Origin of the sequence: Streptomyces sp. NRRL S-337 (assembly GCF_000720175.1) — a bacterium.
In the GTDB taxonomy this organism is placed as follows: Bacteria; Actinomycetota; Actinomycetes; order Streptomycetales; family Streptomycetaceae; genus Streptomyces; species Streptomyces siderophoricus.
Genome location: NZ_JOIX01000024.1, coordinates 33090 through 56267, shown reverse-complemented (window position 1 = coordinate 56267; position 23178 = coordinate 33090). Strand labels below are relative to the sequence as shown.

The 23178-nt window shown below is 72.4% G+C and carries 22 protein-coding genes; 12 read left to right on the top strand and 10 right to left on the bottom strand.

From position 1 onward, the window contains the following. Positions 1-252 precede the first annotated feature (252 nt). Positions 253-1395, top strand: coding sequence for a Vms1/Ankzf1 family peptidyl-tRNA hydrolase (locus IG62_RS0119190; RefSeq protein ID WP_030804181.1), 1143 nt, complete (start codon positions 253-255; stop codon positions 1393-1395). 39 nt (positions 1396-1434) lie between these two features. Here the strand turns inward: IG62_RS0119190 and IG62_RS0119185 are convergent, their stop codons facing one another. Together IG62_RS0119185 and IG62_RS0119180 are read right to left on the bottom strand one after the other, a co-directional pair. After that, positions 1435-2898, bottom strand: a complete 1464-nt coding sequence (locus IG62_RS0119185; RefSeq protein ID WP_030804180.1) for an MFS transporter — start codon at positions 2896-2898, stop codon at positions 1435-1437. A 23-nt stretch (positions 2899-2921) separates the two neighbouring features. Next, positions 2922-3869: a nucleoside hydrolase gene (locus tag IG62_RS0119180; RefSeq protein WP_030804177.1), complete on the bottom strand. Its 948-nt coding sequence runs from the start codon at positions 3867-3869 to the stop codon at positions 2922-2924. A gap of 253 nt (positions 3870-4122) precedes the next feature. Here IG62_RS0119180 and IG62_RS0119175 point away from each other — a divergent pair, with 253 nt between their 5' ends. From IG62_RS0119175 to IG62_RS0119165, 3 genes are all read left to right on the top strand, one after another. Beyond that, a complete protein-coding gene (locus IG62_RS0119175; protein WP_234326619.1) occupies positions 4123-5151 on the top strand; it encodes a LacI family DNA-binding transcriptional regulator in 1029 nt (342 codons plus the stop codon). A 79-nt stretch (positions 5152-5230) separates the two neighbouring features. Further along, positions 5231-5749, top strand: coding sequence for a lytic polysaccharide monooxygenase auxiliary activity family 9 protein (locus tag IG62_RS0119170; RefSeq protein ID WP_030804172.1), 519 nt, complete (start codon positions 5231-5233; stop codon positions 5747-5749). Between the two features lie 208 nt (positions 5750-5957). Then, positions 5958-6905: a hypothetical protein gene (locus IG62_RS0119165; RefSeq protein WP_030804170.1), complete on the top strand. Its 948-nt coding sequence runs from the start codon at positions 5958-5960 to the stop codon at positions 6903-6905. 199 nt (positions 6906-7104) lie between these two features. Here IG62_RS0119165 and IG62_RS0119160 read toward each other — a convergent pair whose 3' ends face one another. Both IG62_RS0119160 and IG62_RS0119155 read right to left on the bottom strand, forming a co-directional pair. Next, positions 7105-7497 carry a DUF779 domain-containing protein gene (locus IG62_RS0119160; protein ID WP_037838612.1) on the bottom strand — a complete coding sequence of 131 codons (393 nt, stop codon included), beginning with the start codon at positions 7495-7497 and terminating at the stop codon, positions 7105-7107. 117 nt (positions 7498-7614) lie between these two features. Beyond that, positions 7615-8043 carry a cupin domain-containing protein gene (locus IG62_RS0119155; RefSeq protein WP_030804165.1) on the bottom strand — a complete coding sequence of 143 codons (429 nt, stop codon included), beginning with the start codon at positions 8041-8043 and terminating at the stop codon, positions 7615-7617. A 155-nt stretch (positions 8044-8198) separates the two neighbouring features. Between IG62_RS0119155 and nsrR the strand changes: the two genes are divergently transcribed. The 4 genes from nsrR to IG62_RS0119135 all read left to right on the top strand — a co-directional run bounded on the left by nsrR (position 8199) and on the right by IG62_RS0119135 (position 11987). Continuing rightward, the gene (nsrR, locus tag IG62_RS0119150) at positions 8199-8642 is read left to right on the top strand and encodes a nitric oxide-sensing transcriptional repressor NsrR (RefSeq protein WP_030804162.1); all 444 of its coding nucleotides are present in this window, start codon (positions 8199-8201) and stop codon (positions 8640-8642) included. 116 nt (positions 8643-8758) lie between these two features. Beyond that, positions 8759-9973: a globin domain-containing protein gene (locus IG62_RS0119145; protein WP_030804159.1), complete on the top strand. Its 1215-nt coding sequence runs from the start codon at positions 8759-8761 to the stop codon at positions 9971-9973. A 14-nt stretch (positions 9974-9987) separates the two neighbouring features. Next, positions 9988-10416, top strand: coding sequence for a hypothetical protein (locus IG62_RS0119140; RefSeq protein ID WP_030804154.1), 429 nt, complete (start codon positions 9988-9990; stop codon positions 10414-10416). A 317-nt stretch (positions 10417-10733) separates the two neighbouring features. Beyond that, positions 10734-11987, top strand: a complete 1254-nt coding sequence (locus tag IG62_RS0119135) for an FG-GAP-like repeat-containing protein (protein ID WP_234326618.1) — start codon at positions 10734-10736, stop codon at positions 11985-11987. A gap of 21 nt (positions 11988-12008) precedes the next feature. On the opposite strand, the gene IG62_RS0119130 is transcribed toward IG62_RS0119135, so the two are convergent. Further along, positions 12009-12218 (bottom strand): winged helix-turn-helix transcriptional regulator, encoded by a 210-nt coding sequence (locus tag IG62_RS0119130; RefSeq protein ID WP_234326616.1) that lies wholly within the window; start codon positions 12216-12218, stop codon positions 12009-12011. Positions 12219-12302: 84 nt separating this feature from the next. Here IG62_RS0119130 and IG62_RS0119125 point away from each other — a divergent pair, with 84 nt between their 5' ends. Both IG62_RS0119125 and IG62_RS0119120 read left to right on the top strand, forming a co-directional pair. Further along, complete coding sequence (locus IG62_RS0119125; RefSeq protein ID WP_030804145.1) at positions 12303-12908, top strand: TetR family transcriptional regulator; 606 nt, start codon at positions 12303-12305, stop codon at positions 12906-12908. Between the two features lie 148 nt (positions 12909-13056). Continuing rightward, entirely contained in the window at positions 13057-14517 is a 1461-nt protein-coding gene (locus IG62_RS0119120; protein ID WP_030804142.1) for an FAD-dependent monooxygenase, read from the top strand. A 113-nt stretch (positions 14518-14630) separates the two neighbouring features. On the opposite strand, the gene IG62_RS0119115 is transcribed toward IG62_RS0119120, so the two are convergent. Together IG62_RS0119115 and IG62_RS42010 are read right to left on the bottom strand one after the other, a co-directional pair. After that, the gene (locus tag IG62_RS0119115; RefSeq protein ID WP_030804138.1) at positions 14631-15371 is read right to left on the bottom strand and encodes an SDR family NAD(P)-dependent oxidoreductase; all 741 of its coding nucleotides are present in this window, start codon (positions 15369-15371) and stop codon (positions 14631-14633) included. Between the two features lie 368 nt (positions 15372-15739). Continuing rightward, positions 15740-17644, bottom strand: a complete 1905-nt coding sequence (locus IG62_RS42010) for a chloride channel protein (RefSeq protein WP_199812493.1) — start codon at positions 17642-17644, stop codon at positions 15740-15742. 506 nt (positions 17645-18150) lie between these two features. Here IG62_RS42010 and IG62_RS0119105 point away from each other — a divergent pair. After that, the gene (locus tag IG62_RS0119105; protein WP_030804132.1) at positions 18151-18504 is read left to right on the top strand and encodes a DoxX family protein; all 354 of its coding nucleotides are present in this window, start codon (positions 18151-18153) and stop codon (positions 18502-18504) included. A 146-nt stretch (positions 18505-18650) separates the two neighbouring features. Here the strand turns inward: IG62_RS0119105 and IG62_RS0119100 are convergent, their stop codons facing one another. The 3 genes from IG62_RS0119100 to IG62_RS0119090 form a co-directional block, all read right to left on the bottom strand. Further along, positions 18651-20147: an alpha/beta hydrolase family protein gene (locus tag IG62_RS0119100; RefSeq protein ID WP_234326614.1), complete on the bottom strand. Its 1497-nt coding sequence runs from the start codon at positions 20145-20147 to the stop codon at positions 18651-18653. Further along, positions 20144-20719 (bottom strand): ArsR/SmtB family transcription factor, encoded by a 576-nt coding sequence (locus tag IG62_RS0119095; RefSeq protein ID WP_030804126.1) that lies wholly within the window; start codon positions 20717-20719, stop codon positions 20144-20146. The genes IG62_RS0119100 and IG62_RS0119095 overlap by 4 nt, the downstream gene beginning before the upstream one ends. Positions 20720-20782: 63 nt before the next feature. Beyond that, positions 20783-21808, bottom strand: coding sequence for an NADP-dependent oxidoreductase (locus IG62_RS0119090; RefSeq protein WP_420711075.1), 1026 nt, complete (start codon positions 21806-21808; stop codon positions 20783-20785). Between the two features lie 173 nt (positions 21809-21981). Here IG62_RS0119090 and IG62_RS0119085 point away from each other — a divergent pair, with 173 nt between their 5' ends. Continuing rightward, the gene (locus IG62_RS0119085) at positions 21982-22953 is read left to right on the top strand and encodes a GlxA family transcriptional regulator (RefSeq protein ID WP_030804120.1); all 972 of its coding nucleotides are present in this window, start codon (positions 21982-21984) and stop codon (positions 22951-22953) included. Positions 22954-23178: the final 225 nt, after the last annotated feature.

Sequence of the window (23178 nt, the reverse complement as noted above, 5' to 3'; positions counted from 1 at the left end):
TTCCCTGGTCCTTCTGCCCTAACAACCCGAAGCGGTCGATTCAAGCCCCTGTACGGAATTCACCCGGACCACCACGCTGCGTGACTGTTCGAGGCATATCCCGGGCCGGAGCGCAATGCATACGCCCTGGGAGATCGGGAATTCGTATGACAGCCAACCCCAAACCAGCCGACGCATTGCGCGTCCCACCGCATACGCAGCCAACCGCAGACAAGCCCCACGCATACCGGGAGAACCCAAGGAGGCAGCGCCATGCGACTCTCGCTCCTTCGACCGGTCATCGATCGGCCGGGCCCATGGGCCACGGTCTATGCCGATATCTCGCACGGCACCGAGGACGCCGAAAAACAACAGGAGTTGACGGCGAGCGCGACCACCGCACAGCTCTTCGCGCTCGGCGCGGACGAGGCCACCTGCGGCGCCGTGCACGAGGCCCTGGTCACGCGGCGCGAAGGGGAACCGCAGTCGCACGCCGGGCGGGTGCTGTTCGCCACCAACGGCCACGTCGTGCTCGACGCGCCGCTGCCCGGACCGCCGCCCACACCCTTCGCCGCCTGGGGGCCGGTGCCCCGGATCGCGCCCTTCCTGGCCGCGATCGGCGACGACCCCGTCTGCCTCGTGGTCCGGCTGGACCGCACCGGGGCGGACCTCGCCGTCCTGGGGCAGCAGGGCACCGAGGACGACGCCGGCAAGGTCACCGGCGCCGAGTGGCCCATCCACCGCACCACGTCCTCGGACTGGTCCGAGACCCACTTCCAGGCGAAGGTGGAGAACACCTGGGAGCAGAACGCCGCGGAGATCGCCGACGCGATCAGCCGGACCGCCCGGGAACACGGGGCGGAAGCCATCATCCTCATCGGCGACGCCCGCGAGCGGCACCTCGTGCACGAGAAGCTGCCGGAGCAGCTGCGCGGCATCACCTATGAGAGCGAACACGGCGGCCGCGCGGCCGGCTCCGAGAGCGACCTGGTGGAACGGGACATCGCCCAGGTCCGGGCCGAACAGGAACGCCAGCACGTCGTGGAGATCACCGACCGCTTCCGCACCGGCGAGGGTCCCGGCGGCAAGAGCGCCCCGCAGGCCGCGGCCGGCATCCCCGCGCTCGTCGAGGCGGCCCGGGAACACCGGATCGACACCCTGCTGGTCGACCCGCACGGCGCGGACACCGGACGCCAGGTCTGGGTCGGTGAGGGCGCCGACCAACTGGCCGTGCGCGGCACCGAGTTGCAGTACCTCGGCGAGGTGCGGCCGGCCGCCGCCCGGGCCGACGACGCGCTCATCCGGTCGGCCGCGGCCAGTGGCGCCGAGGTCGTGATCGTCCGCGATCCCGAACGGGCGCCCTCCGGCGGGCTCGGCGCCATCCTGCGGTGGACGGACGAGCCGACGCCGGAGTGAACCGCCCGAGGACATTCCCCGGTGGCGCGCCGCGAGCCCTCAGTCCTGGGCCTCGGCCGCCACCGGCTTCGGGATCAGGAACGAGGTCGCGATCGCCGCCGCCAGGATGACCACACCGGCGATCATGCCCGCGGTGTAGCCGCCGGCGGACGCCGGATCGGCCGGGGTGGCGGCGGTCTTGACGGCGTAGAGCACCGCGAAGCTCAGCCCCGCGCCGAGGTTGAACGCACCGGCGTTCAGGCCGGGCAGGAAGCCCGGGTTCTCGCGGGGGGAGAGCACGATGCCGAGCCCGTTGAGGACGATGTTGGCCACGCCGGCGTAGGCGACGCCCACCAGGATCGAGGTCACCAGCAGCAGGACGTGCGAGTGGCTGTGCATCGTGGCGAGCATCAGCACCACCGTCGCCACCGAACCGACCAGGCCGCACCGCAGTACGCGCCCGTAGCCGAAGGTGGCGGCCAGCCGGCCGGCCAGCGGGCCCATGGCCAGACCGGCCAGCGCGTACGGCGACAGCGTCCACCAGGCGGACGCCTCGGCGCTCATCCCGAGACCGGCCTGCGCGTCCTGCGCGAACGCCGGGATCAGCCCGTTCATCACGGCGAACACGCCGGTCATGGTCAGCACGGTGGTCAGCAGGGTCGCCCAGGTCGCGCGCTGCTTGAGGTGCCTGGTCGCGACCAGCGGGTGCCCGCTGCGGTTCTCGGTGCGCCAGAAGAGGCCGAAGGCGACCGCGGCCAGCACGACGAGGACGGCGATCAGCGGCCAGTTCGCGGCGGCCAGCTTGCCCGCCTCGTTCAGCGCGATCAGCAGCGAGCCGACCGAGACGACGAGCAGGGCGACACCGGGCCAGTCCATCCGGCGGGCGCCCGCCGCGTCCGGAGCCGGGGCCCGGGACTCCGGGGTCAGGGTGGCGACGAGGACGGTCGCCAGCGCCGCGACGACGGCCATCGCCCAGAACACCGAGCCGAAGCCGTGGCTGTCGGCGAGGTAGCCGCCCGCGAGGGAGTCCACCCCGGCGATCCCGCCGTTGACCGCGGTGATCACGCCGAGCAGGGTGCCGTACCGCTTCGGCTCCTGCACCTCGACCCGCAGCATGATCAGGCACAGCGGGACGACCGGCCCGCTGACGCCCTGGATGATGCGGCCGGCGAACAGCATCGGCACGCTGGTCGCCAGCGCGGCGACGACACAGCCGACGACCATCAGGCCGAGCATCCCGGTGAGCACCCGGCGGCGGCCGATGACGTCGCCCAGCCGCGGGAGGAACAGGGAGAACAGGGCCGCCGAGGTGAAGAACGCGGTCTGGGTGAGGCCGATCTCGGCCGAGCTGGCACCGAGGGTGTCCTCGATGTTCTTCAGCGCCGGGCTGAGCATGCTGGCGTTCAGCTGGAACGCGAAGCAGGCCGCCAGCAGCGCGGTGACCAGCACCCCGATGCGGACGCCGGAGCCCGCGCCCTTGCTCTCGACGGTGGACCTGGGGGAGGGGGCGGTGGAGGTGTTCATGCCGTTCGTGCCGTTCGTGCCGTTCATTCCGCTACGTCGCCGATCCGCTCCAGCGCGTCCACGACGAGGTTCCAGAACCGCTCGTGGTCGAGCTTGACCGCGACCTGGGTGGTGCAGTCGTCCGGTGCGGGCGCGCGGAAGTCCGTCACGGTCATCCCGACGGTCAGCGCACCGCGCAGCTCCACGTCCACCGGGGCCCGGCGCACGGTCATCACGTCCGGGTCGATGACGTACGCCACCGCGCACGGGTCGTGCACCGGCGGGTGCTCGAAGCCCTGGTTCTCGCGGTAGGCCTCGCGGAAGAAGTCCAGCAGTTCCAGCACGAACGTGGCCGGCTTGGTGCCCACCGCGGCGATCTTCTTCTCGACCGCGGGGGTGGCCAGCGCCTGGTGCGTGAGGTCCAGCCCGACCATGGTGACCGGCCACTTCTCGTTGAAGACGATGTGCGCCGCTTCGGGGTCGATGATGATGTTGAACTCGGCGACCGCGCTCCAGTTGCCCTCGTGGTAGCCGCCGCCCATCAGCACGACCTCGCGGACCCGCTCGACGATCCGCGGCTCCTTGCGCGCGGCCAGCGCGATGTTGGTCAGACCGGCCGTGGGGACGATGGTGATCTCGCCCGGCTCGTGCGCCATCACGGTGTCGATGATCAGGTCCACCGCGTGCCGGCGGTCCAGTTCGAGGGTGGGCTCGGGCAGCTCCGGGCCGTCCAGACCGGTGTCGCCGTGGATCTCCGGCGCCGTCTCGATGTCCCGCACCAGCGGACGCGGGCAGCCGGCCGCGAAGGGCACACCGGTGATCCCGGCGATCCGCGCCACGGACAGCGCGTTGCGGGTCACCTTCTCCACCGACGCGTTGCCGACCACGGTCGTCACGGCGACCAGCTCGACATCGGGATTGCCGTGCGCCAGGAGCATGGCGATCGCGTCGTCATGCCCCGGGTCGCAGTCGAGGATGATCTTTCTGGCCACGGACGAGCCCCTTTGCTCTGCGGAACGGTGGTGCGGGGGGTGCTGGGGTGAAGTCTCTGGGTGCGCCCGCAGGAGGCGGCTACCGCCGGAAAACGTTCTCCGAGAATTTCGCCCATCGCTCCTCCCGATGTCAACGAAATGTGAGCCATACGACCGCTTGATCCGGCTTACGGACACGGTGGGTGAGCGGTGATAACGTTTGCCGCCCTCATCCGGTACGGGTCGACAAAAGGGGCGCGCCACCGTGGCCGAAGTGACCTTGAAGGACGTCGCGCTGGCGTCCGGCTGCTCCATCGCCACGGTCTCCCGTGTGCTCGCCGGCACCCGCCCGGTCGGCGCCGAGACCGCCCGCACCGTCCGCGCGGCGGCCGAGCGCCTCGGCTACCGCCCCAACCACGTCGCCCGCGCCCTGCGCAGTCGTTCCACCGGCACCGTCGGGCTGGTCCTGCCGCAGATCACCAACCCGTTCTTCCCCACCCTGGTCCGGGAACTGGAGCACGCCCTGCATGCCGAGGGCCGTGCGGTGCTGCTCGCCGACTGTGACGACGACCCGGCCACCGAGGCGGCCCGGATCGGCGCCCTGCTGGCCCGGCAGGTCGACGCGCTGTTGCTGATACCGGTCGACGAACGGCACAGCCGGGAGGCGGTGGCGGCCGCCGCCGCACAGGTGCCGCTGGTCCTGCTGGACCGCGGCTGCGGCCCCGGCGTCGCCGACTCCGTGGCCGTCGACAACGCCGCCGGAATGGCGCTCGTACTGGCCCATCTGGCCGCCACCGGGCGCCGCCGCCCCTGTTTCATCGGGGCCGCCGGCACCGCCTCCGCGGCCGTCGAGCGGCGCACGGCGTACGAGAGCGGCGCCGCGGCCCTCGACCCGGCGGCACCCGGCCGGCTCGCCCTCGGCGACTTCTCGGTGGAGTGGGGACGGGCCGCCGTCGATCGCCTCTGGCCGGCCCGCCCGGACGCGGTGGTCTGCGCCAACGACCTGATCGCGGCCGGTGCACTGCAACGGCTGCGGCAGTTGGGCGCGGACGTCCCCGGCGAGGTCGCGGTCACCGGCTTCGACGACATCCCGCTCGCCGGGCTGGCCGATCCCGCGCTCACCACCGTCCGGCAACCGGTCGCCGACCTCGCCGCCGAGGCCGCCCGCCTGCTGTCCCGTCGCCGGACTGACGGTTCGTCTGGTCCGTGCCACACGGTCCGCCTCGCCCCGGAGTTGGTGGTCCGGGCCTCCAGCGGGACGGCGGTCGCCGTCGCCGCCGACGGACCCTTCCGGACCTCTTGACCGTACACGGTCACGGAGTAAAGTCCAGACCAATCAGTGCACCCCTCGCGCCTCTCACCCCCCTCGCGAAAGGGTTGACATGAACAAGAAAAGAAGGCTGGCCCTCGCCATCGGCGCCGGCATCGCCCCGCTGCTGGTCGTCACCCTGCCGGTCACCCCGGCCAGCGCCCACGGATACGTCTCCGCACCCCCCAGCCGCCAGGCGCAGTGCGCCGCCGGCACCATCGACTGCGGCCCCATCAAGTGGGAGCCGCAGAGCGTCGAGGGCCCCAAGGGGCTGACCAGCTGCAGTGGCGGCAACAGCCGGTTCGCCGAACTCGACGACGACTCCAAGGGCTGGAAGGTCACCCCGATCGGCCACACCCAGACCTTCACCTGGCGACTGACGGCCCGTCACGCCACCAGCACCTGGCAGTACTTCGCGGGCGGAAGGAAGGTCGCCGAGTTCAGCGGCGGCGGCGCACAGCCCCCGGAGACCGTGACCCATACCGTCAACTTCGGCAGCGTCACGGGCAAGCAGAAGATCCTCGCGGTCTGGAACATCGCCGACACCGCGAACGCCTTCTACGCCTGCATCGACGTCACCATCGGCGGCTGACCGGTCGGCGACGGCCGGCCCACTTCCTCCGCGTACGTCCCCCTCGGCCCCCTCGTCCCCCCTCGTCCGTCCCCGTCCCCACCCGCCCCGTCGCCCTGCGGCGTCACGGCAGTGTCCCGTGGTCAGCAGGGTGCCGGGGCCGGCCGGCGCACCCGTTACGATCGGCCCATTCATGGCCGTTGTGCGTGGCCGCTGCCGGGAGGAAGAGATGGGCCTGTTCCGCCGAGGACCGAAGCGGGATTCCCGCGACCTGGCACGCGACGGGGAGTTCGGCTTCTTCTCCGAGCGGGAGGGCGGCGTTTTCCGGTCCCAGGTCCGGCAGGCCTTCGCCGAACAGGGCCTGGAGGTCACCGCGTACGCGGGGGTGGTCACCGACTCGTCGGGGCGTCAGTTCGGCCTCGGCAACCTCGCCGCGGTGTGCCACCGCGACCGGCGCGGCGAACGCGCCTGGCCCGGGCTGATCCGGGATCACGTCGGCAAGGTGCTGCGCACCATGGACGGCCCGCAGCCGCTGGAGGTGCTCTCCGCGGACGAGATCCGTGCCTGCCTCTACCCGCGGGTCGTCGCCCAGGAGACCCTGCCCGCCTCGGACGCCTTCCGCTACGGCCGGGAACCGGCCCCCGGTCTGCGCGAGGTGCTCGCGCTCGATCTGCCCGAAGCGGTGCAGATGCTGAGCGAGGACTCGCTGAGCGACCTCGGGGACGTCGCCGAACTGCGGATCCGGGCCATGAACAACCTCCGCGCCCTGCCCGTCGAGGGGCACGAGACGGTACGCCGCGGCGACGGCTCGGCCTTTGAAGTCCTGCTCGGCGACTCCTTCTTCACCGCCAGCCGGGTACTGGTGCTCGAGGATCTGGTCCAGCGGCTCATGGGCACCGGGCTCACCCCGGACGGTGCGCTGGTCGCCATGCCGTTCCGCCACCAGCTGGCGTTCCACCGCATCCAGGACGCCCAGGTGATCCCGGCGCTCCAGGCCATGGCACAGTTCGCCGCGGCCGGCCACGAGGACGCGGCGGGTGCCATCAGCCCGCGGGTCTTCTGGTGGCGCCGGGGCATGATGACCCCGCTGAGCGAGCCCGACGGGGACGGCCTGCGCGTGGTCGTCGACGGGGAATTCCAGGAGCTGCTCGAACGCCTGGTACAGGGCGAGACCTGAGCGGGCGAACGCGGGCTGAGCGGGAGGCCGCGACCCGGCCGGGGAGCCCGGCCGGAGACGTCGTTTCCGCGGACCCGAAAGATTCTTCCCCGAATCCTCACAGAAGGGGAACCACTTCCCGCTCCCACCCGTTCCTATAGATGAGACCCCACGCTCTCCCCCGTGCGTGGGGTCTCACCACTTTCTCCCGCCCGGCCCCTCAGTCGTGGTCCGGCCGGTTCGCCGGCTCCTCGGTCAGCAGCCGCGAGCGGATCAGGAACCGCACCCCCTCGGGCGCTTCCAGCGAGAAGCCACTGCCCCGGCCCGGTACGACGTCCACGGTCAGATGGGTGTGCCGCCAGCGCGCGAACTGGTCCGCCGACATCCAGAAGTCCACCGGCTCGGGCACCCCCGTCACCGCCAGCCGTCCCAGCAGCACGTCCGATCCGCCCGTACGGAATTCCCCCGCCGGGTAGCACATCGGCGCACTGCCGTCACAGCACCCGCCGGACTGATGGAACATCAACGGCCCGTGCTGCTCCCGCAAGGCCCGCAGCACGGCACCCGCCTCCGCGGTCACCGCGATCCGCTCCACACCGGCATCCGCGTCCACAGCCGCACCACCCTCCACATCGACTTCAGGCAGACGGCGTTCAGTCAATCTCCTACGAGGTTGCGCGAGGGTTGCACGCTCCGTCCAGGGCGGAAGCGGTGCCCGACCGACCGGGGTTCACGGCCGGAGGCGGTCGGCGGACGAGGGTGGCTGGATCCGCATGCCCGGCCGCCGGCGGTGGACGGTCAGGTAACCGAGGCCCCCCGCGCCCGCGACCAGGCCACGGGTGGAACCGTGCGGCAGCCAGATCAGGCTTCCTTCGCCCAGCGGGTGCGCACCGTCCGTGCCCAGCAGGGTGCCGTCGCCGGCGACGACCAGCAGGAGCACGTCGAGGTCCGGCTCGGTGTGCGGGTCCACCCGTCCCGCAGGCGGGATGCGGACGACATTGGCGTCGAGTTGCCGTCCCGGTTCCGCCAGTCGCCACAGCGCGCCGGCCGGCGCACCGTCGGTCGCCGCGCGCGCAGCCAGGGCCCCGGCGTCGCACAGTACGCGGGGGGCCGGTGCGTCACCGGCCGGTCCGGGGGAGCCGTCGTTTTCCACAGTCATACACGTGCCCTGTTCGATGTGCGTTGCCCACCACCGGCGGGACGGGCCCTCGGTGGCACCCTGTCCGTCAGCGGTCTCGCTCGTGACGCATTCCACACCGTCACGGGCGCACCTGAAATAGGAATCCTACATGCGCCTTTGTTAACGTCCGGTTTGTGCGGCTGACGAAGTTCACCGACCTGGCGCTGCGTTCCGTGATGCGCCTGGCGGTCTCCAAAGAGGGCGACCCGCTGACCACGCGCGAGGTGGCCGAGGCCATGGACGTGCCCTACACCCACATGGCGAAGGCGGTCACCCGCCTCCAGCGCCTCGGTGTGGTGGAGGCGCGACGGGGCCGCGGCGGCGGCCTGGCGCTGACCGGTCTCGGCCGGCAGGCGTCGGTCGGCTGGCTGGTCCGGGAGCTGGAAGGGGAAGGCGAGGTCGTCGCCTGCGAGGGCGACCCGCCGTGCCCGCTGCGTGCGGCCTGCCGCCTGCGCCGGGCGCTGCGCGACGCCCAGGAGGCGTTCTACGCCACGCTCGACCCGCTCACCGTGGCGGACCTGGTGGCCTCACCCACCGGTCCCGTGCTGATCGGTCTGGTCGGCCGCCCGCCGGAGTGACCCTCGCCCCACCGGCACCACCGCTCTGCGGACGGCCGGTGCGCCTGCCCCCGCATGCCCGCACCCGCCTCATGCGGACCTGAATAAGAAGATCGTTAACCAATTAAGGAGTCGCGGTGCTCTCCGAGCAGTCCACCCCGGTCATCCGGGCCTCCCTCCCGGCGGTCGGCGCCGCCATAGGCGACATCACCGAGCTGTTCTACCGGAAGCTGTTCGACGCCCATCCCGAGCTGCTGCGAGACCTGTTCAACCGGGGCAACCAGGCCAACGGCGAGCAGCAGCGCGCCCTCGCCGGCTCCATCGCGGCGTTCGCGGGCATGCTGCTGGAGGGCCCGGACGCCCGGCCCGACACCCTGCTGGCCCGGATCGCGCACAAGCACGCCTCCCTGGGTATCACCTCCGACCAGTACAAGATCGTCCATCGCCACCTCTTCGCGGCGATCACCGAAGTGCTCGGCGACGCGGTCACCCCCGAGGTGGCCGCGGCCTGGGACGAGGTCTACTGGCTGATGGCCAATGCGCTGATCGCCGTCGAGGCGCGGCTCTACCAGGAGGCCGGCGCGGCCGAGGGCGAGGTCTGGCACCGCATGGAGATCGTCGAACGGCGGCAGGAAACCCCCGACGCGGTCTCCTTCGTCCTGCGCCGGTCCGACGGCAGCCCCACCGCCCCCTTCCGCCCGGGCCAGTACGTCAGCGTCCAGGTCCAACTCCCCGACGGCGCCCGGCAGATCCGCCAGTACAGCCTGTCCGCCGCGCCCGGCCGCGCCGACTGGCGGATCACCGTCAAGCGGGTCCGGGCCGGGAACGGGAACGACGCGGCCGGAGGGCAGCCGGACGGTGAAGTGTCCAACTGGCTCTGCGCCCAGGCCCGTACCGGAGACGAGCTCACGGTCTCCGTCCCGTTCGGCGACCTCGTGCTGCCGGAGGGGGATACCCCGCTGCTCCTGGCGTCCGCCGGTATCGGCGTCACGCCCATGGTGTCCATGCTCGACCACCTCGCCGCCGGCGGGTCCGCCCGCCCGGTGACCGTCCTGCACGCCGACCGCACCCCCGCCGACCACGCCCACCGCGGCGAACAGCGCAGGTTGGTGGGCGCGTTGCCGGACGCCCGGCTCCACCTCTGGTACGAGCAGCCGGACGACCAGGCCCCGGAGGCGTCGACCGGCCGGGTCGCTCTCGACACCGTCGACCTTCCCCCGGGCCTGACCGCCTACCTCTGCGGCCCGCTGCCCTTCATGCGCGCGGTCCGCGGCGACCTGCTGCGCCGTGGCGTCCCCGCGGAAGCCATCCACTACGAGGTCTTCGGCCCGGACCTGTGGCTGGGACAGTGACCGGCATGCACGCCATGCACGCCGTCCCCGCCGCCGTGGCCGTCGCGGTGACCTTCGTCTGGCTGGGAATGGTCCTGGCCATCTCCTTCCTGGAGGCGCCACTGAAGTTCCGCGCCCCCGACGTGACCGTACGCATCGGCCTCGGCATCGGCCGGCTCGTCTTCCGGGCGCTGAACCGGGTCGAGGCGGTGCTGGCCGTCGTCGTGATCACCGCGGTCGCCCTCGGCCGTCCCCCGGCCTTGGTGGTGATCCCGGCGGCCGTCGCCGTCCTTGTCCTGGCGGCGCAGCTCACGGCGATCCGCCCGGCCCTGAACCGCCGCTCCGACCGGGTGCTGGGCGGCGAGGAACTCCCGCGCTCCCGCGCCCACTTGCTCTACGCCGTCGCCGAGTCGCTCAAGGCACTCGCCCTGCTGGCCCTGGGCATCGCGACGCTTACGGCCTGAGCGCCCTACCGGGGGCGGTGCGACCCGCGGGCTCGCCGCGCGCCGGCGGTCCGCCCGCGTACGCGTCGGCGGTACAACCCTCGGGCCGCTCAAGTGGTCTCCTCCGTGCCGCGGTTGCCGGACTGCGCTCCGCGGCAGCCAGCCAGGGCTTCGCGCCCCGCCCGAATCGGAGATCCCAACCCACCATGCGACCTCATACGCTCATGCGCCGGCCCTTTCGTTTACCGCTCGCGACGACCACCGTCGCTTCGCTCGCCTGCGGGTTGCTCTGCCTCCCGGCCGGTGCGGCGACGGCCGCCACGCCTGCCACGCGCGCCGTGGCCGCCGACGACTTCAACGGTGACGGGTACCGCGATTACGCGTCCGCCTCCTGGGCCGCCGCCGGTGGCGCCGTCCGCGTCGTCTTCGGCACCGCGCACGGCCCCGGCACCGCCTCGCAGACCATCGACCAGGACAGCCCCGGCGTGCCGGGCGCGGACGAACCGGACGACATGTTCGGCGAGGTGCGCGCCGCGGCGGACTTCAACCGCGACGGTTACGGCGATCTCGCGGTCGCCGCACGGGGCGAGAAGGTGAACGGCCGTGAGTACCAGGGTGCGGTCACCATCCTGTGGGGCTCCAGGAAGGGCCTGTCCGGCGGCACGTCCCTCCCCGGCAAGGCGGCCCCGCAGTCGTACGCCTACTTCGGAACCGACCTGGCCGCCGGGGACTTCAACGGCGACGGCAGGCCCGAGCTCGCCGCGATCAACGCCGGTGAGACCTACGTCTACCAGGGCACGTTCTCCCGTAACGGGATCACCGGCCCGGTCGCCCACCCCGACCGCGGCAACCACTTCGCCGCGCACCTGATCGCGGGCCGGGTCACCAAGGACAAGGCGACCGACCTGGTGGTCATCGGCCAGGCGGCCTTCCCCGGGACGCGCACCGAGGGGAATGCCTGGTTCCTCAAAGGCGGTGCGAAGCTCACGTCCGGCAAGGTGCTGAAGGTCAACTCCGCCGACTTCCACGTCGGGGACGGTCTGATCGCCGACTTCGACAAGGACGGCTACGGCGACATCGCCATCGGAAATCCGGACGACGCGAAGGGCCGGGGTGCGGTGACGGTCTGGCGCGGCGGCGCACAGGGCCCCACGACCGCCGCCCGTCTCACCCAGGCCACCGCAGGGATCCCCGGTACCCCCGAGCCGGAGGACTATTTCGGCGCCTCGCTCTCCGCGGGCGACGTCAATCACGACGGGTACGCCGACCTCGCGATCGGCGCGTACGGGGAGAAGTTCGACGACAAGGCGTACGCGGGGGCCGTCCATGTCCTCCGCGGGCGCCCGGGCGGCCTCTCCGGAAGCGGCTCCCAGTTCTTCACCCGTGTCACCCCGGGCATGCCTCGACTCCCCGATCCCGAGGACTCGTTCGGCGCGACGGTCCGGCTGCGTGACACCGATCGCGACGGCTACGCCGACCTGTTCGTGACCAGCACCGGTGGCGCATTCCGCCTGCCCGGCAGCGCGGCGGGCCTGACGACCGCCGGGGTCACCTCCGTCGACCCCGACGTGGTCGACGGCTTCCTCCAGTAGGCCGACGGGCCGGGGCGCACGTCAGCCCGCTGCGGCGGCCGGGCCGATCTCGTCGAGGTGGGCCTCGACCCAGTGCCGTACCGCCGCGAGCGGTCGGGCGACGCTGCGCCCCAGGTCGGTCAGCGCGTACTCGACGTGCAGCGGTACGGCGGGGATGACGGTCCGGTCGACGAAGCCACCGGTCTCCAGCCGCCGCAGGGCCTGCGTCAGCACCTTCGGGCTGAAGGTCACCGACTGAGCCGGTATCCCGAACAACAGAAACTTGCGTGGTGCGCATATTTGCGCGCCACGCAAGTTTTGTTACTGTCTTCTGTCATGGGGTTGCGAGAGCAGAAGAAGGCCGAGACGCGTGCCGCGCTCAGCTGGGCGGCGGTCCGGCTGACCGTCGAGCGCGGTTTCGGCAACGTCAAGGTGGAGGACATCGCCGAGGCCGCCGGCGTCTCCCCGCGCACGTTCAACAACTACTTCTCCAGCAAGGGAGAAGCGATCGTCGCCCGCCACCTCGACCGCAGCCTCCGCATCGCGGAGGCGCTGCGTGCGGGTCCGGAGGAGCCGCTCTGGGAGGCGATCACCCGCTCGGTGCTGGCCCAGTTCGGGCCGGACGCCGAGGCGGCCGCTCACCCCATCGCCGACGCGGCTCAGTGGACGGCCGGCGTGCGCATGATGGTCTCCGAACCGGCCCTGCAGGGCGAGATGTTGCGGGCCGGGGCGATCGCCGAGGCCGAGATCGCCGCGGCCGTCGCCGACCGTACCGGTACCGATCTGCAGCAGGACCTGTACCCGCACCTCGTCGCGTCCGCAGTCGTCGCCTCGATCAACACCGCCACCGCGCACCACCTCCGCACCGATCCTCCGGTACCGGTGAGCCGTCTGCTCGCGGACGCCCTCACCCGGGTCGCGACGGGGCTGTCGGCCCCGTAGGAAGTCATCCCCAGGACGGACTCCCCGGGGCTCGTCCCGTAGGCGTGGGCGCGCACCCCGAGGAATCCCCCGTAGGCAACACCCTCCCGGACCGGAAGCCCGGCGGCGGCCGGGCCGATGGCCCCTGCCCGGAAACGGAGACCCACTCATGATCGACGTCGTCATCGCGGGCGCCGGACCCAACGGCCTGATGCTCGCCTGCGAACTCGCCCTGGCCGGCGTGCGCCCGCTCGTCCTGGAACGCCTCACCGAACCGACCTCCGAGCAGCGCGCGAACGGCCTGGTCGGTCAGGTGGTCCGCATGCTCGACCGGCGCGGACTGTACGAGCGGCTGACCGCGCCCGGTGCCCCCGCCACCCCGCAGCCGGCACCCGGCTACGTCTTCGGTGCGTTCCCGCTCGACCTGACCGGCCTGCCGGACAACCCCCTCCACACCTTGCAGGTGCCACAGCGCCGGATCGAGCGGATGCTCGCTGAGCGCGCGGCCGAACTGGGCGTCGAGATCCGCCGCGGCCATGAGGTCATCGGCCTGACGCAGGGCCGGGAGTCGGTGGTGATCGAGCTGCGCGGGCGCACGCCGGTCGAGGCGGCGTTCCTGGTCGGCGCCGACGGCGGGCACAGCGCGGTCCGCAAGCTCACCGGGATCGACTTCCCGGGCGTGACCAGGGACGACTCCGTCTCGCGCACCGGACATGTCAGCGTGCCCCGGGAGATGGCCGGGGCCGATGGCGCTCTGGTCGTGCCCGGCTTCGGCACCGTGCCGCCGTTCCGGCACCTGCGGACCGCACACGGCCTGATCGCCTGGGCGCCGTTCCCCGGCGGCGATCCGCTGATCAGCACGGTGGAATGGGGACAGCCGGCCGAGGGCGAGGCCTCGCTCGACGCGCTTCGGGCCAGCGTCTCCCGGGTGCTCGGCGCGGACGTGCCGCTCGGCCCGCCGACCGGGCCGGGACCGCACTCGATGAGACGGCTGTCGGGCGGTAACACCCGGATCGCGTCACGCTACCGTGCGGGCCGGATATTCCTGCTCGGCGACGCCGCGCACGTGCACTCGGCGATCGGCGGTCCGGGGCTCAACCTGGGCCTGCAGGACGCGGTGAACCTCGGTTGGAAGCTCGCCGCGGCCGTGCGTGGCCACGCGCCGAAGGGGCTGCTGGACACCTACGAGGCGGAACGGTCCCCGGCCGCCCGGCGGGTCGCCATGCACACCCAGGCGCAGTCGCTGCTGACCCGGCCGGGCGGCGACGTGACGGCGTTGCGGGAACTCTTCGGCGAGTTGCTCGCCCAGCCGGCGACGCGGCAGCACCTCGCGGATCTGCTGTCCGGCGCGGACCTCACCTACGACATGGGGCCGGCGACCGGGCCGCTCGTCGGCCGGTGGGCGCCGGACCCGCCGGGCCTGCGCGAACTGACCCGCACCGGCCGGCCGCTCCTTCTGGACCCGACGGGCACCCTCGACGCCGGCCCCTGGGCCCCGCACGTCGACACGGTGGCCGTCCCCGAACTCGACAGCGCCCTGCTGCTCCGGCCCGACTGCTACGTCGCCTGGCAGGGCACCACGGGCGACGGCCTGCACGAGGCACTGGGCACCTGGTTCACGGCAGCGTGAGCGGCACGGTACGCAGAGTGCCTGAGGTACCCGAGTGCCCGAGGTGCCCCAGGTGGCCGTCCGCCCGCGCCGAGTCCCCGGTGCCCGGTCCCCGGTGCCCGGTCCCCGGCACGTCAGGTGAGGTTCAGCCCGCCGTCGAGCAGGATGACCTCGCCGGTGAGATAGCTGTGGGCGAGCACTGACGCCACCAGGTCGGCGACGTCGGCGGGTTGGGCCGGACGACGCATCGGCGCGCGGTCCCGCCAGATTTCGTGCGCGTGCGCCCAGTCCTTCGTCATGGGCGTGTCCACCAGTCCCGGGGCCACCGCGTTGACCCGTACGTCGGGCGCGAGGGCGGCCGCGAGCAGCCGGGTCACGTGGTTCAGCGCGGCCTTGCTCGCCGCGTACGGCACCGAGGAGCCCTTGGGGCGGACCCCGGCGTGGCTGGTGACGTTCACGATGCTGCCGCCCGCCGGGGCTTGGCGCAGTGCCGGCAGCGCCGCCGTGCACAGCACCCAGGGCGCGATCAGGTTGACCTCCAGCAGCTGCCGCCAGTCCGCCGGTGTGGCCGCGGCCAGGTCATGGTGCGGGATCGGCCAGCTGAGGCCCGCGTTGTTCACCAGCACGTCCAGCCGCCCGTACCGGTCGAGCGCCGCCTCGGCCAGCCCGCGGGCCTCTTCCTCCACCGCCAGATCGGCCCGTACGTACGCACCGCCGAGCTCCGCCGCCAGTGCCTCACCGGCCTCCGTGCTGCGCCGCGAGTGCACGACGACCCGCATGCCGTCCGCCGCCAGCCGCCGCGCGACGGCCTCGCCGATCCCCGACGTGGACCCCGTGACCAGGGCAACGGGCCGATCCGATGGTTCAAGTGTCATGATCGGGAATCCTCCCACGGCCACGCCGGGCGAGCGGGCGTGGGATACGTGGCGGGTGGGCTGTCCGAAACCGTTCGATCACAAAATAATGACGCCACCAAACATTGCAAAGTGCAATGAAAGCCTTCGCCAGATCACGCTGAATGCCCCGGTATATTCCCTTTGCTCGTTGATCCCCGGCGGGATGCTGGGCGAGCAAACGAGGGCGATCCGCCTCCCCCGGAGGTGGTGCTCCATCGCGTTCACAAGAGAGTGGTGGGCTGTGGTGCGAGGCAGGGCGAGGGCGGACGCGGAGCGCGCGGCGGCCGAAGCGGCCGAACGGCCGGCCGCGCCGTACCGCCATCCGGCGGTCGGCGCGGCGCGCGGGATCAGCAGCCGGCGGCGTCGCTGAGCGCCTCGGCGGATGCCGTCAGGGCCGGCTTGCGCTGTCGCGGCACCCGCCGGAACGGGGTGAGGACGCGTTCGGCGTGCTGTTCCTCGTGCAGGTCCACCCGGCGCGCTTCGAGCAGATGACGCAGGCTCAGGATTCCCTCGACGTGGTGGGGCGCGGTGCGGGGCGTGACGACGACGCGGGTGACCTGGTGGGCCGCCATGCGATTGGCGATGGTCCGCAGGGTTTCGTCCGGATGGGCGGTGATCGCGGGACGGGCGAGACCGCCCAGCTGCCGGTCGTCGTCCGGAGCGCCGTGCAGCAGTTCCGCGCGGGTGACGACCCCCGCCAGGCCCCCCTCGCCGTCCAGGACGGGGTAGAGCCGCTGGGCGAGGATGCCGTCGGCGTCCCGGGCCCGATGCGCCTCGCGCAGCCGGGCCCCGGCCTCGCCGGCGGTCTGGTCCGTACGGAACGTGACGGTGACGGGGGTTTCCAGCTGGCGTACGAGGTGGACTTCCAAGGGGTCCACGGAGTACTCGCGGGTGAGGTGGAGGCCGCGGCGGGCGATCTTCTCGGTGAGCACCGACCGCTTGAGGACGATCACCGACAGCAGATACGCCGAGGACGCGGTGATCACCATGGGGAGGAGGGCGTGGAGCTCATGGGTCAGTTCCACGCAGAACACGATGCCGGTCAGCGGCGAGCGCATGACCCCGCCCAGCACGCCCGCCAGTGACACCAGGGCCCAGAAGCCGGGGCTGACGGAGGGGAAGACCAGCCCCTCGGCGGCCCCGAGTGCGCCGCCGATCATGAACATCGGGGCGAGGACGCCGCCGGAGGTGCCGGAGCCCAGGGAGAGCCCCCAGATCAGCGTCTTGACGACGAGGATGCCGAGGATCAGCCCGACGGTGGCGCGGCCGGTGAGCAACTGGTCGATGACGTCGTAGCCGACGCCCAGCGCGCGCGGCTCCACCAGGCCGCCGAACCCGATGATCGCGCCGCCGAACGCGGGCCACCACATCCAGTGCAGCGGCAACTTGGCGAACAGGTCCTCGGAGAAGTAGACGAGCCACGTCGCCAGAAGGGCGAGGAGCCCGGCGGCGAGTCCGGCGACGACGCACAGTCCGTAGACGGAGAGCGGCAGTTCGGTGGGGACGTGGGCGCCGCCGAAGAGCGGCTCGGTGCCCAGGAGCGGTCCGCGTACGAGGGTGGCGGTGACCGCGCCGACCGCGACGGGCAGGTAGGAGCGGGGCCGCCACTCGAAGAGCAGCAGCTCGACGGCGAGCAGGATGGCCGCGAGCGGGGAGTTGAAGGTGGCCGCCATGCCCGCCGCGGAGCCGGCCACCAGGAGGGTCTTGCGTTCGTCGGTGGTGACGCGGAGGAACTGGGCGAGGATCGATCCGACCGCGCCGCCGGTCATGATGATCGGCCCTTCGGCGCCGAACGGGCCGCCGGAGCCGATGGATATCGCCGACGAGACCGGCTTGAGGACCGCGACGCGGGGCTGGACCCTGCTGCCTCCGACGAGGATCGACTCGATGGCCTCCGGCATGCCGTGGCCGCGGATCTTCTCCGACCCGAACCTGGCCATCAGCCCGATGACCAGCCCGCCCAGCACCGGCATGCAGAGGATGAGCCACCAGTGCGCGGTGGAGCCCGGGGTGGCACCGCCGAAGGAGAAGCGGCCGTGGAAGCACAGGTTGGTGAACAGGGCGATCAGTTTGAGCAGCCCCACGGCGACGAGCGCGGCGACCGCCCCGACGGGCACGGCCAAGCCGGTGATCACCGCGACCCTGGGCAGGACGTGGAAGTCCCCCAGCTCCGCGATCTTCTCGCCGGAGGGGCGGCCGGGCCTCTTCGCTCCTGTCTTCGTCTGATTCCGGGCGGCGTCGGGCCGGGCCACGGGGTACCTCCGCTTCGTCTGGCTGGAAAGGAACAGGCCACCGTCAGCGGACCCGCGAACCGGCCCCCGGGTGTCAGGGGGCCGGCCGTGGTCACACAGCGGCAAGGGGCGGGCGTCATTGCCCTGCGAAAGAGGAACGGGCGGTGGGCCCCGGTGCCGGTACCGGGGCCGGGATCGGTCGCGGTGCGATCCGCTCCGCTCTCTGGTCATCGGCGCGCACTGGTGGTGCTGGTCGATGGAACGGCGGACGGCGTCACGCGCCTCACGCCCGTGGACCGGCCCTGCCGCGCCGCACAGGATCGGTCATCGCACTCACCGTAACATTGCACAGTGCAATAATAAATATGACGGTGATAACAACCTGATGAACCGGCCTGGTGGCCGGGGCAGCGGGCTGCTGCACTGCCGGCCCGCGTGCTCCTCGACGCGGCGATGTCACGAATCGCCGGCCCGCGTCCGTCCCTCGTTCGACAGCCGTACCACCGCTACGAGACGAGGTGTCTGTGGTGATCCACCCGTGGTTGCTCTTCGCCGGCCTGGCCGCCGTCCAGCTCGGCGACGCCGCACTGTGTCTCAGGCCCGTCGGATTCGTCCGGGCCTGCCTGGAAGATGTCGACTTTCCCCGCCGGTACTGGCGATTGCTGCCCGTGCTGAAGACCGCCTCGGCGGTCGGCTTGATCGTCGGCATCTGGTTCCTGCCGCTGGCCGTTCTCACCGCCGCCTCACTGGTGGTCTACTTCCTCGTTGCCGTCTCCCTGCACCTCCGCGCCAAGGACTACGGGCGCAACCTCTTCCTCAACGCCACCGGCATGCTCGTCCTGTGCACGGCCGCACTGGTCCTCGCCCTCCAGGCAGGCTGAGCCGCGCCCGCCCGCCCGACCGGCGCGGGCGGGGAGGGCTCATGGGGGACGTGCCGGCCAGGAGAGGTGTGCCGAGGTCGCTGTGCTGCCACGAGGTCGGCCGGAGGCGCATCCGGCCCGGGTCGGCCCGGCCGTCGAGGCGCTCCTCACGGACGCAACGTCCCCCACCACAGCGCCCACGGCACGAACAGCACCGCTGTCGCCATCAGCGTCGCCCTCGCCACCCCGGGCCGGCCGTGCGGACGCGACCCGGCCGGGGTGCGCTGCCCGTTCCGCCGGCGCCATACCGTCACCCCGGTCAGCGTGACGTCGGTGACGCTCAGCGCCTGCGCCACCAGCCAGCCGAGCGGACGTCCCGCCACCACCGGTCCCGCCGCACCCCCGTCGCCCACCACGAAGACCGCGAGGGGGCACAGCACCGAGGCTGTTACCGCAACGAGGCCCAGCCCGGCCAGCCAACGCCGCAGGGCCGCCCCCTGAGCCGGGCCGGGCCGCGGGCGCCGAGCGATCCGTCGTAGCGCCCCGCTCACCGGGTAGGCGGCGAACCCCACGAGCAGCAGTACGGGAGGCAGCCAGGCGTACCAGGCGCTGGCTGCGGGGGCACTGGACACCGGCTGCGGCGGGGCGGGGGCGGCGCTGGACCGGGGAGGGTGACCGGAGGCCACCGCGGCCACCCAGGAGGTGAGGATGGGGACATAGCCAGGAGCCGGCGCCCCCAACCGCTTGCCCTGATAGAGCGGTCCGGCGATCCGGTCGAAACCGTCCGAGGTGCGGTGGCCGTTGTGCGCGGCCCCCCGGAGGAAGCGGACGACAACATGCCGGTTGCCCGCCTCGGCCAGGGTGCGCCGAAATATCTGCGCGCTCTCACGCGGCGGCACCTGCCGGTCCTGATCGCCCCACAGAGCCAGCACCGGCGTGTCGTGCAGCTGCCTCCATGCCGGCAACGGATCGAAGTCTCCCTCGGGGAACCGGCCCGTGGAAGCGACGAGTTGGGCCGCGGGACCCTCCAGGGTGGCGAGGAAGGACCCGGTGACGCCGCCATGCCGCAGATGGGTGGTGAGGTTCCAGGTCTGGGTGCGCAGGGGCGAGTGGCCCGGCCCGCCGATGGTGATCACGAAGCCGACGCCGGAGGAGCGCGCGGCGGCCAGCGGGGCGACCCAGGCCCCCTCGCTGAACCCCCACAGACCGACGTGGCGCGGATCCACCCCTGGCCGGCCACGCAGCAGCCGCACCCCGGCCAGGGCGTCCGCCGCCAGCAGACCGAAGTCGCGGTCCATCGTGGAGTAGCGCACCGTGCGCTTGTCGTACACCAGCGTCGTGATCCCCGCGCGGGCGAAGGCCTCGGCCTCCTGCCGGTACTCCTGACGAGGGCCCGGCCCCGCCCCGCCGACCAGCACGATGCCGGGCCGGGCAGGCGCCCCTTGAACCGTGGCCGCGCTCAGCACCGTGCCGTGCAGAACGAGCCCGTCACCGCCCCGGAAGGAAACCTCCCGGCGGATCAGGCCCGCGCCGTCCTGGACGCGTCCGTGCGACCGGTGACCGTCGGCCCGGGCGGCACCGGCGGGCACCAGCAGAGCGGCGAGGACGACCGTCCACACCACGGCCACCGGCGCGGACGGCGACCGACGGAACAAGAGCCTCACGCCGTGCCGTCCTCTTCGCCGATCTCGGGGAACCCGAGCAGACGGACCAGGACGGCGCGCGCCTCGGGAGTCGCTTCCTCCTGGGTGGGGGAGTACCGGTGGATCAGCGCGATGTACTCCTCGAAGAACTCCCGGAGTTGGGCCGGATCGAGCCGTAGCGTGGCACGGGAGAAGATCGCCGCATCCGCCCAGGGGCCGAGGTTGTCCCGCGCCGCCTCGAACTGCCGGGCACTGTCGAGCAGTTCGGCGAGGTTCAGCCGGTGCATCTGGGTGAGCGCCTCCCGCATCTGCGGTGTCTGCCGGCTGTACGGCGGGAACCGCCGGTCCCCGGGCACCACCCGCCACCACCGCTCCCGCCCCTTCGCCAGCTCGGGCGCCTCCTCGATGAACCCGTGCTTGGCCATCTGGCGCAGGTGATAGCTGGTCAGCCCGGTGCTCTCGCCCAGTTCGCGCGCGAGAGTCGTGGAGTTGGCGGGGCCCTTCCGCAGGCACTGCTCGATCTTCTGCCGCATGGGGTGCGCGAGCACCCGGAGGGCCTCTACGTCGTTGATTTCCTGAGGTTCGGGTGGCATGCGCGGCAGCCTAGAAGTTGCAAATCATGCTTGCAAGGTGAATTTGTAAGTCCGGCGTCCGGGCTAGGACTCCGAACCAGGCTCGGAGCCGACGGCCAGGACGATCTTTCCGGTGGTCCGGCCGGCCTCGCCCAACTCATGTGCCCGCGCGGCGTGTTCAAGGGGGAACACCGCCTCGACGAGCACCCGCAGGCGGCCGTCCTCGACGAGGGCGCTGATCTCGCGCAGCCCCTGCCGGTCGGGTTCGACGAGCATGAACACCGCCCGCACCCCGGCTTCCTCGGCCTGCCGGGCGGGGAAAGCGTCGTCGAACGGGAGGAGCGAGACCAGCGTGCCGCCGCGGCGCAGGGTGCGCAGGGACCGCGCCCAGTTGGGCCCGCCGATCCCGTCGAGGACGACATCGATGTCGCGGACGGTGTCGCCGGCGTCCTGGGTGCGGTGGTCGATGACCTCGTCGGCGCCGAGTGCGCGCACCAGGTCGTGCTTGGCGGCGCTGGCGGTGCCGATGACGTAGGCGCCGCGGGCCTTGGCGATCTGCACCGCCAGGTGGCCGACGCCGCCGGCCGCCGCATGGATCAGGACCCGCTGCCCGGGCCGGACGTGAGCGGTGTCGACCAGGGCCTGCCAGGCGGTGAGCGAGGCCAGCGGCAGGGCGCCGGCCTGGAAGTGGTCGAGGCCGCGCGGGCGCGGGGCGAAGTGCCGGGCCGGTGCGGTGACGTACTCGGCATACGCGCCCGCCTGGTGCGGGAAGCGGGGCATCCCGAACACCGCGTCACCGGGCTGGAAGATCGTCACGCCCGAGCCGACAGCCGCCACGACGCCGGCCACATCGAAGCCGAGGGTGAAGGGAGGCATGGCCCCATCGGCGAACACACCGCGCTCGCGGAGCTTCCAGTCGGCGGGGTTCACACCCGCCGCGCGCACCCGGACCAGGATCTCGCCCCGGCCCGGATCCGGCCGCTCCGTCTCGACGACCTTCAGGACGTCGGGAGCGCCGCCCCGCTCCTGGGACACCGCGCGCATGGTCGAAGAGGCAGTAAGAGGCCCGGTGGTGGGCGCGGTGACGGGCGCGGTGATCGGCTGGGTCATGAAGGCGTTCCTTCTCGGTGGAGGTACGGGGGAGTTCCGGTGCCGGAGATGTCGGCGGTGCCGGTGGTCTCGGACACGGCCCCAGACTGTCCGGCCGGCTCAGCCCCCGGTGGTGGCGCAACGGCCACGTCCTGAAAGGATCTGGCCATCCATCGTCCCGAGAGGATCTGGCCATGCATCGTGTGGGCGTCCTTGCCCTGGACGGCATCGTCCCCTTCGAACTGGGCATTCCCGCCCGCCTCTTCGGCGCCGCCCGCGACGGCGACGGCAACCCGCTGTACTCCGTGACCACGTGCAGCCTGGACGGCGGCCCCGTGCGCGCCGAGGCCGACTACGACCTCGCGGTCTCCCACGACGCCTCCCTGCTGGCCACCGTCGACACCGTCGTCGTCCCGCCCTCCCACCGGCTGGGACCGATACGGGACGAAGGCCGCCTGCCCGGCCCGCTGCGTGATGCCCTGGCCGCCGTTCGCCCCGGGACGAGGATGGTCGCGATCTGCAGCGGCACCTACGTCCTGGCCGCCGCCGGCCTCCTCGACGGCCGTCCCGTCACCACCCACTGGCGGGAGGCCGACCGGCTCCAGCGGATGTTCACCACCACCCGCGTCCACCCCGACGTCCTGTACGTCGACGACGGCGATGTCCTCACCTCCGCCGGGGTCGCCGCGGGCATCGACCTGTGTCTGCACCTCATCCGCCGCGACCACGGCAGCCACATCGCCAACGAGGTCGCCCGCTCCTGCGTCGTACCGCCCTGGCGCGACGGTGGCCAGGCCCAGTACATCCAGCGCCCCGTCCCGGATCCGTCCACCGGCAGCACCGCGGCCACCCGGGCATGGGCCGTGCGGCACCTGGCCGAACCGCTCACCCTGGCCGGCCTCGCCGCCCATGCCAACATGAGCGTGCGCACCTTCAGCCGCCGCTTCCGCGACGAAGTCGGCAGCACCCCCGGCCGGTGGGTCACCCGGCAACGCGTGGACCTCGCACGCCACTTCCTGGAGACCACCGACTGGCCCGTTGACCTCGTCGCCCAGCGCGCCGGTTTCGGCACCGGGACCTCCCTCCGCCAACACCTCCACACCGCCATCGGCGTCAGCCCCCAGACCTACCGCCGCACCTTCCGCCCCCCACAGGCAGCCGCCTGACCGTCTCCGCAGCCCGGCAAGCCCTGGGCCTGAAGCCGTGGAACCGGTGGTGGGGGAGCGCGGTGCCAAGGACGCCGGCGAGATGGAGGGTGGTGAAGGGGACGACGTCAGCCATGAACCGAGGGGGACCCGTCACGTCACTCGCCGCCTCCGCGCGTCGGACACCTTGCGTGAGGCACGGCAACCGGTCTCTGGACCTCGGCGACCGGAGCGAGCAGCGCCCCC

What these genes read in the sequence shown, in the direction of transcription:
- IG62_RS0119120 (WP_030804142.1), top strand. Translation starts at nt 13,057, where the DNA reads ATGATCGACGTCGTCATCGCGGGCGCCGGACCCAACGGCCTGATGCTC.
- IG62_RS0119115 (WP_030804138.1), bottom strand. Translation starts at nt 15,371, where the DNA reads ATGACACTTGAACCATCGGATCGGCCCGTTGCCCTGGTCACGGGGTCC.
- IG62_RS0119140 (WP_030804154.1), top strand. Translation starts at nt 9,988, where the DNA reads ATGCACGCCGTCCCCGCCGCCGTGGCCGTCGCGGTGACCTTCGTCTGG.
- IG62_RS0119095 (WP_030804126.1), bottom strand. Translation starts at nt 20,719, where the DNA reads ATGCCACCCGAACCTCAGGAAATCAACGACGTAGAGGCCCTCCGGGTG.
- IG62_RS0119085 (WP_030804120.1), top strand. Translation starts at nt 21,982, where the DNA reads ATGCATCGTGTGGGCGTCCTTGCCCTGGACGGCATCGTCCCCTTCGAA.
- IG62_RS0119170 (WP_030804172.1), top strand. Translation starts at nt 5,231, where the DNA reads ATGAACAAGAAAAGAAGGCTGGCCCTCGCCATCGGCGCCGGCATCGCC.
- IG62_RS0119090 (WP_420711075.1), bottom strand. Translation starts at nt 21,808, where the DNA reads ATGACCCAGCCGATCACCGCGCCCGTCACCGCGCCCACCACCGGGCCT.
- IG62_RS0119155 (WP_030804165.1), bottom strand. Translation starts at nt 8,043, where the DNA reads ATGACTGTGGAAAACGACGGCTCCCCCGGACCGGCCGGTGACGCACCG.
- IG62_RS0119125 (WP_030804145.1), top strand. Translation starts at nt 12,303, where the DNA reads ATGGGGTTGCGAGAGCAGAAGAAGGCCGAGACGCGTGCCGCGCTCAGC.
- IG62_RS0119185 (WP_030804180.1), bottom strand. Translation starts at nt 2,898, where the DNA reads ATGAACACCTCCACCGCCCCCTCCCCCAGGTCCACCGTCGAGAGCAAG.
- IG62_RS0119165 (WP_030804170.1), top strand. Translation starts at nt 5,958, where the DNA reads ATGGGCCTGTTCCGCCGAGGACCGAAGCGGGATTCCCGCGACCTGGCA.
- IG62_RS0119190 (WP_030804181.1), top strand. Translation starts at nt 253, where the DNA reads ATGCGACTCTCGCTCCTTCGACCGGTCATCGATCGGCCGGGCCCATGG.